This window comes from Streptomyces nanhaiensis, assembly GCF_046614825.1.
GTDB classification, from domain to species: domain Bacteria; phylum Actinomycetota; class Actinomycetes; order Streptomycetales; family Streptomycetaceae; genus Streptomyces; species Streptomyces radiopugnans.
Genome location: NZ_JBKJFM010000043.1, coordinates 1 through 13,098, shown reverse-complemented (window position 1 = coordinate 13,098; position 13,098 = coordinate 1). Strand labels below are relative to the sequence as shown.

Annotated in this window: 11 protein-coding genes; 4 read left to right on the top strand and 7 right to left on the bottom strand. The window is 75.9% G+C overall.

Annotated features, from left to right (window positions below; all coding sequences use genetic code 11):
* Positions 1 to 145: 145 nt before the first annotated feature.
* Entirely contained in the window at positions 146 to 1,312 is a 1,167-nt protein-coding gene (locus ACLIYP_RS12560; protein ID WP_412713248.1) for a geranylgeranyl reductase family protein, read from the top strand.
* Positions 1,313 to 1,391: 79 nt separating this feature from the next.
* On the opposite strand, the gene ACLIYP_RS12555 is transcribed toward ACLIYP_RS12560, so the two are convergent.
* Complete coding sequence (locus ACLIYP_RS12555) at positions 1,392 to 2,180, bottom strand: AfsR/SARP family transcriptional regulator (RefSeq protein WP_412713223.1); 789 nt, start codon at positions 2,178 to 2,180, stop codon at positions 1,392 to 1,394.
* A 107-nt stretch (positions 2,181 to 2,287) separates the two neighbouring features.
* Positions 2,288 to 3,058, bottom strand: coding sequence for a maleylpyruvate isomerase family mycothiol-dependent enzyme (locus tag ACLIYP_RS12550; protein ID WP_412713222.1), 771 nt, complete (start codon positions 3,056 to 3,058; stop codon positions 2,288 to 2,290).
* A gap of 91 nt (positions 3,059 to 3,149) precedes the next feature.
* Between ACLIYP_RS12550 and ACLIYP_RS12545 the strand changes: the two genes are divergently transcribed.
* Positions 3,150 to 4,382 (top strand): ROK family protein, encoded by a 1,233-nt coding sequence (locus tag ACLIYP_RS12545; protein WP_412713221.1) that lies wholly within the window; start codon positions 3,150 to 3,152, stop codon positions 4,380 to 4,382.
* 51 nt (positions 4,383 to 4,433) lie between these two features.
* Here the strand turns inward: ACLIYP_RS12545 and ACLIYP_RS12540 are convergent, their stop codons facing one another.
* The 3 genes from ACLIYP_RS12540 to ACLIYP_RS12530 all read right to left on the bottom strand — a co-directional run bounded on the left by ACLIYP_RS12540 (position 4,434) and on the right by ACLIYP_RS12530 (position 6,529).
* A complete protein-coding gene (locus ACLIYP_RS12540; protein WP_412713220.1) occupies positions 4,434 to 4,853 on the bottom strand; it encodes an ATP-binding protein in 420 nt (139 codons plus the stop codon).
* A gap of 191 nt (positions 4,854 to 5,044) precedes the next feature.
* Positions 5,045 to 5,404, bottom strand: a complete 360-nt coding sequence (locus ACLIYP_RS12535) for a hypothetical protein (protein WP_412713219.1) — start codon at positions 5,402 to 5,404, stop codon at positions 5,045 to 5,047.
* A 246-nt stretch (positions 5,405 to 5,650) separates the two neighbouring features.
* The gene (locus ACLIYP_RS12530; RefSeq protein ID WP_412713218.1) at positions 5,651 to 6,529 is read right to left on the bottom strand and encodes a DeoR/GlpR family DNA-binding transcription regulator; all 879 of its coding nucleotides are present in this window, start codon (positions 6,527 to 6,529) and stop codon (positions 5,651 to 5,653) included.
* Positions 6,530 to 6,772: 243 nt separating this feature from the next.
* Here ACLIYP_RS12530 and ACLIYP_RS12525 point away from each other — a divergent pair, with 243 nt between their 5' ends.
* Positions 6,773 to 9,217 carry a hypothetical protein gene (locus ACLIYP_RS12525; protein ID WP_412713217.1) on the top strand — a complete coding sequence of 815 codons (2,445 nt, stop codon included), beginning with the start codon at positions 6,773 to 6,775 and terminating at the stop codon, positions 9,215 to 9,217.
* Between the two features lie 61 nt (positions 9,218 to 9,278).
* Here ACLIYP_RS12525 and ACLIYP_RS12520 read toward each other — a convergent pair whose 3' ends face one another.
* The gene (locus tag ACLIYP_RS12520) at positions 9,279 to 11,756 is read right to left on the bottom strand and encodes a right-handed parallel beta-helix repeat-containing protein (RefSeq protein ID WP_412713216.1); all 2,478 of its coding nucleotides are present in this window, start codon (positions 11,754 to 11,756) and stop codon (positions 9,279 to 9,281) included.
* A gap of 176 nt (positions 11,757 to 11,932) precedes the next feature.
* Positions 11,933 to 12,517 carry an Rv1733c family protein gene (locus ACLIYP_RS12515; protein WP_412713215.1) on the bottom strand — a complete coding sequence of 195 codons (585 nt, stop codon included), beginning with the start codon at positions 12,515 to 12,517 and terminating at the stop codon, positions 11,933 to 11,935.
* Between the two features lie 359 nt (positions 12,518 to 12,876).
* Between ACLIYP_RS12515 and ACLIYP_RS12510 the strand changes: the two genes are divergently transcribed.
* On the top strand, positions 12,877 to 13,098 hold a 222-nt coding region (locus ACLIYP_RS12510), incomplete at its 3' end, for a universal stress protein (protein WP_412713214.1).

Below are 13,098 nucleotides of genomic sequence, written 5' to 3'. Positions count from 1 at the left end.
GTGTGGTGCCGATACTCCCACAGGGGGATCCGGGAGGCCGCGACACTAGGATGCGGCGGTAACCGGAAGCGGCCGAGCGGGAGCGGTAACACACGTGAGCAGGGAAAGCGTCGAGGGCGCCGAGGACACGGACCGGCAGAACCCGGTGTGGGATGTGGTGGTTGTGGGAGCGGGGCCGGCCGGGGCCTCCGCGGCGTACGCCGCGGCCGTCACCGGACGCCGGGTCCTGCTCCTGGAGAAGGCGGAACTCCCCCGTTACAAGACGTGCGGCGGAGGCATCATCGGGCCCTCCAGGGACGCCCTGCCGCCCGGTTTCGAACTGCCCCTGCGCGACCGGGTGTACGCGGTGACCTTCTCGCTGGACGGCAGGTTCGCCCGCACCCGGCGCTCCCGGAACATGCTGTTCGGGCTGGTCAACCGGCCCGAGTTCGACCACGCGCTGGTGGAGTCCGCGCAGAAGGCCGGCGCGGAGCTCTGGACGGGCGCCACCGTCACCCGCGTCGAGCAGCACGGCCCGGCCGTCCCCGACCGGCGCACCGCGGCCGTGGTCCTCTCCGACGGCCGCACCGTCCTGGCCCGCGCCGTGGTCGGCGCGGACGGCAGCGCCAGCCGGATAGGAGCCCACGTCGGGGTGAAGCTCGACCAGGTGGACCTGGGGCTGGAGGCCGAGATCCCGGTGCCGCCGACGGTGGCCGAGGACTGGGCGGGCCGCGTCCTCATCGACTGGGGCCCGCTGCCCGGCAGTTACGGCTGGGTCTTCCCCAAGGGCGACACGCTCACGGTGGGGGTGATCTCCGCCCGCGGCGAGGGCGCGGCCACCAAGCGCTACCTGGAGGACTTCATCGCCCGCCTCGGGCTCTCCGGCTTCGAGCCCGCGGTCTCCTCGGGCCACCTCACCCGCTGCCGCTCGGCGGACTCCCCGCTGACCCGGGGCCGGGTCCTGGTCTGCGGGGACGCGGCCGGACTGCTGGAGCCCTGGACGCGCGAGGGCATCTCCTTCGCCCTGCGCTCCGGGCGGCTGGCGGGTGAGTGGGCGGTGCGGGTCGCCGAGGCGCACGACGCGGTGGACGCCCGCCGCCAGGCCCTCAACTACGCCTTCGCCGTGAAGTCGGGGCTGGGCGTGGAGATGGGCGTGGGAAGCCGGATGCACGCCGTCTTCGCCCGCCGCCCGAAACTGCTGCACGCGGTGCTCACCGGCTTCCGCCCGGCGTGGAACGCCTTCGCGCGGATCACCCGGGGGACGACCACCCTCGGAGAACTCGTCCGCACCCACCCCCTGGCCCAGCGGGCCCTGGAGAGAATGGACCGCTGAGCGTCCTCCTCCGGCGCCCCGTCCCGCGGACCGCCCGACACCGGGGCCTGCGGGGCGGTGCGCCGGAACGGGCCCGGGGTCAGGACGCCAGCGCCGACTCCGGCAGCAGCGAGGGGTCCTGGCGCACGATCCGCGCGTGCAGCTCCCGCAGCGCGGGGCCGGGTTCCGCGCCCCGCTCCTCCAGGAGCCGGCGCCGGGCCTCCTCGTAGGCCAGCAGCGCGTCCGCGGGACGGTCGCAGCGGTACAGCGCCAGCATCAGGAGCCCCACCAGCCGCTCGCGCAGCGGATGCCGGGCCACCTGCCGCGCCAGCTCGGGGACGCACTCGCGGTACCGGCCCAGCTCCAGGTCGCCCTCCAGCCGGGTCTCCAGCACCATCAGCCGCTTCTCCGCCCAGCGGCGACGCTCACCGTCCAGGTAGGGGCCGGCCAGGCCCTCGGCGAACTCGCCGCGCCACAGCTCCTCCGCCTCCCTCGCCAGTGCGCCCGCCCGGCGCAGATCGCCCGACTCGCGCGCGGACAGCGCCTCGCGCAGCAGCGTCCGCCGTTCCGCCAGGTCGTCGATCCCGGCGTTCTCCAGCCGGTAGCCGCTGCCGGTCCACACCAGTTCCGGGGACGAGCAGCCCTCACCCGCCGCCGCGAAGGCCCGGCGCAGACCGGAGACGTACTTCTGGGCCAGATTCCGCACGTGCGAGGGCGGTTCGCAGCCCCAGACCGCGCTCACCAGCGCGTCGTACGACATCGGCCGCCCCTCCTGGAGCAGCAGGACGGCGAGCACCGCCTGCTGCCGGGGCGGCCCCAGCGGCACCTCGTTCCCCCCGCGCAAGGCTCGCAGCGGACCGAGCAGTTCGAATCGCAGACCCTCAGCCATGTGCCCTCCCTCGCCGCCCCAATGAGCCTACGTCCTGGACGGCGTTCCAGTGGATCTTCCCGCGAAGGCCGGCGATCCGCGTCACCGGCGCCGGCGCCGCACGCCCCTCAGGAGTCCGTGCGCTCCGGGGCCGGGTCGCTCCACCGGACGGCGGAGCCGGCGTGCCACAGGCGGGCGAGTCCCGCGTCCCCCTCGACGGACACCCGCTTCCCGTACGGCCGACGGTTCCACAGCGCGAGGTAGAGGTCCTCGGCCTCTCCGGCGACGGCGCAGTCCGCCGCCGCGTCCTCCCCCCGGCTCACCACCGGCGGCTCGGGGGAGAGGCGCAGGGTCCACGGGGGGAACCCCCGTGCCGTCACCCGCAGGACCCGGGGGCGGGCGGAGCGCACCCGGCTGGTGGTGCGGGTGTGGAAGCCGACCAGGAGTTCGTCGATCCCGTCTGCGGCGAAGAGCGGGTCCACGGGGGAGGGGTCCGGGCCCGAGGCCAGTTCGGCGTCGACGCGGTGGACGGCCGTCTCATGGGCCTGGCGCCGCGCCCAGAAGACGCGGGGAGAGCGCGCCCCGCGCAGGAACGTCCAGCACTCCAGGTCCGCGGGGGCCTCCCGCAGCGCGGCCAGCAGCCTCCGGTGCCCCCGGGCGAACCAGTCCGGCAGCAGCTCGTCCGGCACGTCCGCCTCCGGCGCGGGCACGTCGCGGGCGCGCCCCTCGGAGACGATGCGGCCCGCCCAGCGGTGGACCGTCCCCTGGTGGGTCACCAGATCGCGGACGCGCCACCCGGGACAGGTGGGGACCTGGGCGTCCCATCCCGCGCGCACAGCCGCGGCGAGCAGCAACTCGCCTTCCTCCCCGAGGATTTCGAGGTAGCGGTCGATGTCCACGAAGGCAGTGTGCCAGGGCGTGCCGCGGCCCGTTCGCGTCGGTCGGGCCACCCCGCTTTGTTCGCGGTGGATACAAAGCCAGAATGGGACGGTGACCCCGACGCGTACAACAAAGCTGGAGAGAGGCCGCGGTGCCCTCGGCCCGGCGCTGGAACTCGTGCACACCGGACGCGCGCCCACCCGCGCCGTGCTCACCGCGGAGCTCGGTGTGACCCGGGCGACCGCCGGAGCCGTGGCCGCTGAGCTGGAGGCGCTCGGGCTGATCACCGTCGACTCCCGGCCCGCCGTCGCCGCCGGCTCCCAGGGCCGCCCCTCCCACCGGCTGTCGGTCGACCCCGAGGGCCCGGTCGTCCTGGCGGCCCAGGTGCACGCCGACGGGTTCCGTGCCGCCCTCGTCGGGCTCGGCGGCCGGATCGTCGCCACCGTGCCCGGCGCCGTGACCGTGGAGGCCGATCCGGCCCAGGTCCTCACCGAGGTCGTCGGCGCCGGAGCCGGGCTGCTGCGCGAGACCGGCCGGCGCTGCCTGGGCGCCGGTCTGGCGGTGCCCTCCGCCGTCGCCGAGCCGGAGGGCACCGCCCTCAACCCGCTGCACCTGGCCTGGCCCCCGGGAGCGCCGGTGCGGGAGATCTTCACCCGCTGCCTGGCCGAGGCAGGCGTCACCGGGCCGTCCGGCGACGCGCCCGCGACCGGCTACGCCGCCAACGACGTCAACCTCGTGGCCCTGGCCGAGCACCGCCACGGCGCGGGCCGCGGAGCTCGCGACCTGCTGTGCGTGGCCACCGGGCACCGCGGCGTCGGCGGCGCGCTCGTCCTCGACGGCCGTCTGCACACCGGCAGTTCGGGTCTGGCCCTGGAGGTCGGCCATCTGACCGTGGATCCGGACGGCAGGCCCTGCCACTGCGGCGGACGCGGCTGCCTGGACGTGGAGACCGACCCGCTGGCCTTCCTGGAGGCCGCCGGCCGCGAGCCCGGCCCGGAGACCGGCCTGCTCAAGCGCGCCCTGGAGCTGCTGCGCACGGAGTACGCCACCGACCCGGCCGTGCGCGACGCCGCACACCTGCTCATCGACCGGCTCGGCCTGGGCCTGGCCGGTCTGGTCAACATCCTCGACCCGGACCGGATCATCCTCGGCGGGCTGCACCGCGCACTGCTGGAGGCGGACGCCGGGCGGCTGCAGAGCGTCATCGCCGAGCGCAGTCTGTGGGGACGTGACGGCGGGGTGCCGGTGCTCGCCTGCGCGCTGGACTACAGCGGCCTGGTGGGCGCCGCCGAACTCGCCTGGCAGCCGGTCCTGGACGACCCCATGGCGGTGGCGCGGGGCTGACCGGGGCTGGACCGGGGTTTCGCGGGCGGGTGCCGCCTCCGGCCCGGTCCGTCAGGCGCGCGGCAGGGGTTCGGGCCGGGCCGCGGGGCCCGCCGCGGCGGGCCCCGGCACCGGCAGGGTGATCCGCGCGGCCCGGCCGGTACCGCCGCTCCGGGCCGGTGGGCGTTCGCCCGCGAGGAGCGCCCCCATGACGTGGGTGGGGGAGAGCTGCGGCGCGTGGTCGCGCACGGAGATCGTCAACCGGTCGAGGAGCAGCGCGATCTCCACGGTGCAGCGCCCGTCCGGGCCCGTCTGCCGCAGGGCTCCCGCCAGCAGTTCGGCGACGCCGTCGGCGGCCGGGCCGACGAGCGCCTCCAGCTTCCAGTAACGCAGTTGGGCCGACACGATGCGGCGGATCTGACCGGTTCGAGAGGGCAGCGCCTGGAACTCCACCGTCCGCTGCCGGCCGGACGCGCTGGGGTGACTGATCACGACTGCGGCTCCCTGATGAGAGTTGGGGGTGTCCGGACGACGGAAGGAGGGCGTCGGGCACTCTGACGGCCGCTACGGCATAGACATCAGCGTGATTCAGGTGGTGAAAAGGTGCAAATCAGGCGACCTTTCCGGGTGGGTGCACCCCCGGCGGGTGCTCATCGGGCCCCGGGCCCCGGACTCCGGGCACCTCAGCCGTCGGCCGGGGCCGCGCGCCGCTTCGCCGCGACCTTCGCCGCCCCGGACCTCCCCGGCGCCCCGCCCGCCCGGGCGCGGGCACCGCGCAGCGCGGCCACCAGGCCGTCGCTCGTCTGCCCCTTCAGACGCAGCGCGTACCAGGTGCCGTTGACGGCCGCCAGGGCCCGTCCGCGCGCGGCGTACCACGGCTCGCTGACGCGGACCTGCTCCACCGGCGCACTGTCGATCTCACGGCCGTAACTGGTCAGCAGCACCAGTCGCCCGTCGCGGACGACGACCTGCCCGGCCCGGGTGAGGGACCGCAGCCACCGGGCTATCCGCACTCCGGTGGCACTGAACTCGGGCTCCGCCACAGCGCAACGCCTCCCACCTCGTCACCGCCGGCCCGCCTCACGGCCGGGCCGTCACCGGCGCCACCCCCACCGGGTGCTGCCCCGTCCGTCCTGTCCTGCCCTGTCATGAAGTCTGCACCCACCCGGGCCGACGCGCCAGGGTGCGCGTACCCCACTGCGCGCACCGCGGTGCGTGTCCGGCGGCGCACGCGCCCCGAGGACGACACCTCCGGCCCCGGTGCCGTCCCGCACGCCCCCGCAGGCGTCTCAGGGGCGGGCCTCCCGCCCGTCCCCGCCGAGGCTCCGGCCCTGTTCGGCGGGCCCTCCGTCCGCCACCACCAGATCCAGTTCCGGCAGCGCCTCGCGGACCTCCGCACGCGTCCGCTCCGGCATGCCGCCGTCGGTCACCAGCGTGTCCACCTCCGCCAGTGAGGCGAACGAACTCAGTCCCACCGTCCCCCACTTGGTGTGGTCGGCGACGACCACCACCCGCCGCGCGGAGCGCACCAGGCGGCGGTTGGTCTCCGCCTCGGCCAGATTGGGCGTGGACAGCCCGGCCTCGGCGGATATGCCGTGCACGCCGAGGAAGAGCACGTCGAAGTGGAGCGAGCCGATCGCCGCGTCCGCCACCGGCCCCACCAGGGAGTCCGACGGGGTGCGAACCCCGCCGGTGAGCACCACCGTCGCCGCCCCCGGACGGCCGCCCCGCGAGGCGTCCGCGCGCTGCGCGGTGTGGAAGACGTCCGCCACCCGCAGCGAGTTGGTGACCACCGTCAGGTCCGGCACGTCCAGCAGGCACCGGGCCAGCGCGTACGTCGTCGTCCCCCCGGAGAGCGCGATCGCGCCGCCCGGCACCGCCATCGCCGCCGCGGCCCGCGCGATGTCCTCCTTGGCGTCCTGCTCCAGCGACGACTTCGCCTCGAACCCCGGCTCGTGCGTACTCGCCCCCGGCACCGGCACCGCACCGCCGTGCACCTTCTCCAGCACGCCCTGCCGCGCCAGCGCGTCCAGATCGCGGCGCACGGTCATGTCCGAGACGTTGAGCCTGCGGGTCAGCTCGTTGACCCGCGCCCCGCCGCGGCGCCTGACCTCCTCCAGAATGAGCGCGCGCCGCTGCTCCGCCAGGAGGTTCTGGTTGTCGCCCACCTGCTGGTCCGTCCCTTCTGGTCCACCGGCTGCCGCACGCGTGATCGCGGGCGCTGCCGTGTGCGCGGATACGGGCATCTGTTCGGCTCCATCCTTCCACGCGGCCGCGGCGCGCTCCGAAGCGCGATCGTGACGCCCGGTCCGGCCGGTCGGGCTGCGCACGGGGCCCCGCAGCCGCCATCCTGGATTCCGCCGCGGGGCACCGCGGGAAACGGGGACACACCGGATCGGGGGGAGCGCAGCATGCCCGAGAACCGCCCGGCGACGCCGGCGGGACAGCGCCGCGGCCAGGGGGAGCCGGCGCTGGAACTCCTGGTGCACGGAGTCGGCGGCACCACACCGCAGGAGATGCTCGGCGACCCGCGCACGGTGCGGATCACCGGCGACGACACCGCCGGCATCCACCGCCGCGCCGACGACGCGGACGCCGAGAGCCGCTTCGGGGAGTACTCCGGCGGCCTGACCGCCGACCGGTCGGCCGACCCCCTCGCCGAGCCGTCGGCCGACCGCGCCCGGCAGCGGCCGATCCCCGAGGCGTACTGCTGGTCCAACCTCACCTCCGGCAACAGCGCCCGCGCCCTGTGGCTGCTCCTGCTGCCGTTCATGGTCGCCAACCTCGCCCACTGGATGCGTCCGGCCGCCCCCGCACGCCACCGCGGCCAGCGCCTCTACGACGTCCTGGTGCGGCTGGTGGCGCTCTCCCTGACCGTGCTGCTCACCGCCGCGGCCTGCGAGGTCGCGCTCGACCTGGTGGCCTGGCAGTGCGCCGCCTCCGAGCGCTGCGCGCGCGACAAGTCCTGGCTCGGGCCGCTCACCGGGGGCTGGTGGGCCTCGCCCGGCCGCCGCCTGGTCCTGGCCGCGCTGGTGCCCGCCGCGCTGACCGCCCTGCTGTGGTGGCTTTCGCACCGCACCTGGAGCGCCTACGAGTCCGCCTCGCCGCCCCCGCGCCCGCCGGGCCCGGCCCGGCCGCTGCCCGGCGGGGAGCGGCCCGCGCTCTCCCTGCCGGGCTTCTGGTACGGCCGCCGCCTGGTCTCCAGGCTGCGTGCCGCCCACACCGCGGCCGGACTGCTCACGGTCGCCACCGCCCTGCTGACCGCGGCCGCCTCCCACGACCTGCGCCCCGGCGGCGACGCCGCGCCGGAGATCCTGGCCCGGGCGCTGACCGCCGTCCTCGCTGCGGGCTGGGCGGCGACCGTACTGGTCGCGGTCCGCAAGGGCCGCACCGAGTCCGAGCCGGACGAGCGGATCGACCGGTGGGCGTCGAAGGTCCTGCCGGGCGCCGCGCTGGGCGCACTGGCGCTGACCGCCGTGCACGCCGCCTGGCCGCGTCCGGACTGGGCCTCCTCCGCCCAGCTGCCGGGCACCGGCGTGTTCGCCTGGCTCGCGCTCCTCCAGGGCGCGCTGGCCGCCGCCATCGCCGTGACCGCGTACGTCCTGCACCGGGCGGCGCCGCCGGGCTCGTGCGCCGGACGGTGCGCCATGGGCGGACTGGGCGGCGCCGCGGTCGCCTTACTGGCCTGCGCGCTCGGCGGAGTGCTCACCGGCGGCGTGGCCCAGCGGGTGGCGGACTGGCTGGACAAGGACGGCACCCCGGGCGTGGCCGGCGGCGCCATAGCGGGGCCGCCGGTGCTGCTGAGCTGGCAGGCCGCGGTGATCCCCGTCCTGCTGGTGGTCGTGGTGGCCTTCGCGCTGGTCGCGGCGGTACGGGCGGGGCGGACGCGCAGGCGGCTGACCCCCGGGATCGTCGAGTCCTACGAGGGCGAGCCCCGCGAGCTGGAGTCCCGCAGCCGCCAGATCGCCCGTGTCGTCGCCTGGGCGCGGCTGACCGACTCCGCGCCGGTCCTGATCGCCTCCGTCACCGTCACCACCGTGCTGCTGGGCGCCGGCGCCCTGGCGGGCGCGGCCCGCACCGGCCTCCCACCGGGACCGGCCGCGGCCTCCTGGCCCGGCCCGCTGCCCGCCGCGGCCCAGGCCGTCCAGGCGCTCGGCTCCTGGCTGATGGGCGCGATGGTGGTGCTGCTGGTGGCGATGGGCCGCCGCGCCTACCGCGACGCGGCCGCCCGCCGCACCGTCGGCATCCTGTGGGACGTGGGCACCTTCTGGCCGCGTGCCGCCCACCCCTTCGCGCCGCCCTGCTACGCCGAGCGCGCGGTGCCGGACCTCACCTGGCGGATGTGCACCTGGACCGCGCGCACCGGCGGCCGGCTGGTGATCTCCGGGCACTCCCAGGGCAGCGTGCTGGCCGCCGCCGCCGTCTGGCAGCTCGACCCCGACACCCGCGGACGGGTCGCGCTGCTCACCTACGGCTCCCCGCTGGAGCGGCTCTACGGGCGCTGGTTCCCCTCCTGCTTCGGCCCCGCTCCGCTGCGCGCGCTGAGCGAGGAGGTGGACTGCTGGCGGAACCTGTGGCGCCGCACCGATCCGATCGGCGGCCCGGTGATGACCGGCGAGGAGGACGCGGACGAGGTGGACCGCGGCCCGCTGAGGGACCCGCTGCACTACGGCCGCACCCCCGAACACCCGCTTCCCGCGCCGATCCTGGGGCACGGCGACTACCAGGCCGACCCCGCCTTCGACGCCGAACGCGCGGCGCTGCTGGACCGGCTGGACCGGTTGGCCGAGGGGCGCGAGGCGCCCTGCGTACCGGCCCAGCCCGAACGGCGGCCCGAGCGGCGGCCCGAACGGTGACCCGGGCACCGGGACGCCCCCGGGAGGCGGCCACCGGGCCGGGCTGTCCGGGCGGGCCGGATCAGTGCCGGGGCCCCTGCGGCAGGTCCTCGGGGTGGAGCAGCGTCAGGTCGTCGGTGTCCGGATCGTCGAGCTGGGCGACCCGGCCCGCGTGCCGTTCGACCATGGCCTCGAAGGTCTGCCGCGCGGTGCGGCCGTTGCCGAACGTCGGCCCCTTGGGCAGCTCGGCGAAGTACCTCAGCAGCGCGTCGGCCGTGCCGTCGGCGAGCTGGTACTCGTGCTCCTCGGCCTGCTGCCCCACGATCCGCAGCAGCTCCTCGGGCGTGTAGTCGCCGAAGGTGATGGTCCGTGAGAAGCGTGAGGCCACACCGGGGTTGACCTCCAGGAAGCGCTTCATCTCCGCGGTGTAGCCGGCGACGATGACGACCACCTCGTCGCGGTGGTCCTCCATCAGCTTCACCAGGGTGTCGATCGCCTCCCGGCCGAAGTCCCGGCCCGAGTCCTCGGGCGAGAGGGCGTACGCCTCGTCGATGAACAGCACGCCGCCGCGCGCCCGGTCGAACGCCTCCTGGGTGCGGATCGCCGTCGAGCCGATGTGCTCGCCGACCAGGTCCACCCGGGAGACCTCCACCAGGTGACCGCGCTCCAGCACCCCGAGGGAGTGCAGGATCTCCCCGTAGAGCCGGGCGACCGTGGTCTTGCCGGTGCCGGGGGACCCGGTGAACACCAGATGCCTGCGCGCGGAGGCCGCCTTGAGACCGGCCTCGCGGCGCCTGCGGCCCACCTCGATCATGTCGATGAGGGCCCGCACCTCCCGCTTGACGCTCTCCAGGCCCACCAGCGCGTCGAGTTCGCCCAGCACCTCCTTCGCCGGCCGTGCCTCCTTCCCCGGCCCGTCCTTCCCCGGCCCGCCGGATGCCTCACCGGAGGAGATCCCGCCGGACGGGGACGCGTGGGCGGGCGAGGCGGAGGGCGCCGCGGCCGCCGACTGCTGGGGTATGCCGCCCAGCAGACCCGCGGTCTGGACGGCCGGGGGGAGCGGCGGCCCGGGCTCGGAGGCGACCGGCGCGGAACTCTGGTCGCTGGTGCAGTCCTCGGCGACGGGCCCTCCGTCGGCGAACTCGTAACCCCCGCGCGCGCAGCGCTCGGTGCGGCAGCGGCGCAGCGTGGTGCGGCAGCCGTCGATCACGTGGAAGCCGTAGCCGCGGGAGCCGGCCACCCGGCAGTTCGAGAAGGTGCCGCGCCCCTCGGCGGAGACGTAGAAGCCCGCCTCCACCGGATCGGTCACGGTGCAGCGGTCGATCTCCGGATCGGCGCCCTTGGTGACGATCACGCCCGTCCCGACGGCGTCGACCGTGCAGTTGGCCAGGGTGCCGCCACTGCCGTGGTCGCGGAACCAGGCGCCGGTGGCGGCCTCCCGGATACGGCAGTCGTCCAGCTGGACCGTCCCGCCGTCGCTCACCGACACCGCCGTGTTGCGCACCTGCGCCAGATCGCTGTCGAGGACGTCTGCCCGCGAGCCCCGGTCCAGGACGAACAACGCGTCCGGCACGTCGTGGACCCGGCAGGAGTCCAGCAGGGCCGAGGCGCCGTCGCTGACCCACACCGCCGGGTAGTCGCCCGTGCTCTCCTGGATCTCGCACCCGTTGGCGTCCACACGGGTGCCCGGATCCCACACCGACAGGCCGTTGCGGCCGAAGCGGCGCACCGTGGAGCGGGTCAGCGTCAGCACCGAGCGCGAGCGCAGGTCGACCGCGTTCTCCGGGATGTCGTGGATCTCGCAGTCGGCGAGGGTGAGCACCGCGTCGGTGTCCAGGGTGACGCCGTCGGCGGAGGTGCGGTGCACCCGGCACTCGGTGAGGTTCCCGACCGCCCGGGAGGCCACCTGCACCCCCGCGCCCTTGATTTCGTACACCTCGCAGCCCACCGCGTCCACCGCGCTGCCCTCCCCGGACAGCGAGAGCCCCGCGCCCGAGGCGTGGTGGACCCGGCAGCGCTCCAGCCGGGGGTGGGCGCCATCGTGCACCGCGATGCCCGACTGCCCCGCCGCGACCACCTCGCACTCCTCGAACAGCCCGCCCGCGCCCCCGCCGACGCCGATGCCCACCCCGGCCGGGTTGTCCACCGTGCAGCGGCGCAGGGTCGGCCTGGCCCCGGAGCGCACCTCGATGCCCGAGGCCGACCGCGTCACCACCCGCAGACCGGACAGCTCGGCCACGCAGTCCTCGATCAGCAGCGCGGGCGCCGCGGCGTCCTGGCCCTCGATCTGCAGGTCGCGCACGACCGCCGCGGCGCGTACGGTCAGCGCCACCCCGTCGGCGGGGGCCAGACGAACCGAGCCGCCGTCGGAGCGCTCCGGGCCGCGCAGGGTGACGGCGCGTTCGACCACCAGGTTCTCGCGGTAGGTGCCGGGAGCGACGGTCAGCACGTCGCCGTCACCGGCGGCGGCGAGTGCGGCGGAGATGGTGGCGTAGTCTCCCGTGCGGCGCCGCCACCGCGACGAGCTGGTGTGCGTCACCTGGACCAAGCCCTGTGCCATGGACCGCCTTGCCCCAAACCTCGTGCGAACCTCGACCGCGCTGCCGCGCGCATCCGGATGCACCACCGTAGCGTGTGCCGGACCGATGGGATGACCGGTCCACCCGCCACGGCAGGGGCGGGCCCTCCGCGTGTCTGTCCTGGCCGGATTCGGGCCGGATTCGGCCGGGGCCACGGTCAGTTCGACCGGCCGGCACGCCCCCAGTCGGGGCCCACCCGGGCCCACTCCTCCTCCCAGCGCGCGTAGCGCCGGGCCATCAACCGCCGTACCAGCAGCCGCCGTACGGTCTCCACCAGACCGGCCGCGGCCACCGCCGTACCGAACCCGGCCAGGGCGGCGTGCGAGGACGCGGCGGCGGCGTCCATCGGGCGTGCGGCGATCTCGCCGCGGGCGTCCACCCACACGCGCAGCCGGTCACCGGGCTCGGTCGGGCGGCTGGTGACGACCGTGCCCGAGTGGGTGCGGCCGTCGGCCGCCGTCCAGGTGGCGTTCACCCGGTGACCGGACTCGGTCTCGGGGCTGTCGGCCACGGGCGGAGTGCTCTGGGCCACCGTCGCCCACACCTGGTGCCGCTGCCGCTGCTGCTCGCGTACGACGCCCATCAGCGTCTCGTGCGCGGTCCGGGTGCCCCACAGCGCGACGGCGGGGGTGGCCAGGGTCATCAGCAGGACGGCGGCCAGCGCCAGCCAGCCCTCCACACGGTCGGTGGTCCGGCACAGCGGGTTGCCCCGCCACCGCCACAGCCCGGCGATCGCTCGCACGATCGCTCACCCCCCTTGCCGTCGCCGGTCGCCGCCTGCCCGGTCTCGCACGGGAGCGGGTGGACGGGGAGAGGACGACGGCACGGCTCCGGGCAGGTCGATGGCCGGGAAACCCGGTGACGCCGTTTCTCTTCCACGACCGAGCTTATCGGCACCGGAGCGCACTGCACAGCCGCTCAGCGGGCCCGGAAGGGGTGAACGGAAGGGGCGGGAAAGGGACCCGGGCGCCCCCTCGGACGGCGGCACGGCGCCCTTCGGGGTGCGCCGTGGGTCTGATCCGCCCGTGGCGGGGGACTGGGGTCTGCACACCCGTCCGCCGCGGTCCGCGAGGACCGCCCGCACACAAAGACGTGAGGACAGTGAACCGCTCAGCCCAGCTCCCCGTCGTCGTCGGCGTCGACGGCTCGGACCACTCCCTGCGCGCCCTGGACCGGGCGGTGGAGGAGGCCGTGCTGCGGGGCGCACCCCTGCAGGTCCTGTGCGGCGCGCCCACCCACCGGCTCGCGCCCGGCGGCGTCCGGGAGGGCGAGGGGGCCGACGCGGCCGAGGCTGCGGCCGGGGGCGCGGGCGCGGGTGACGGC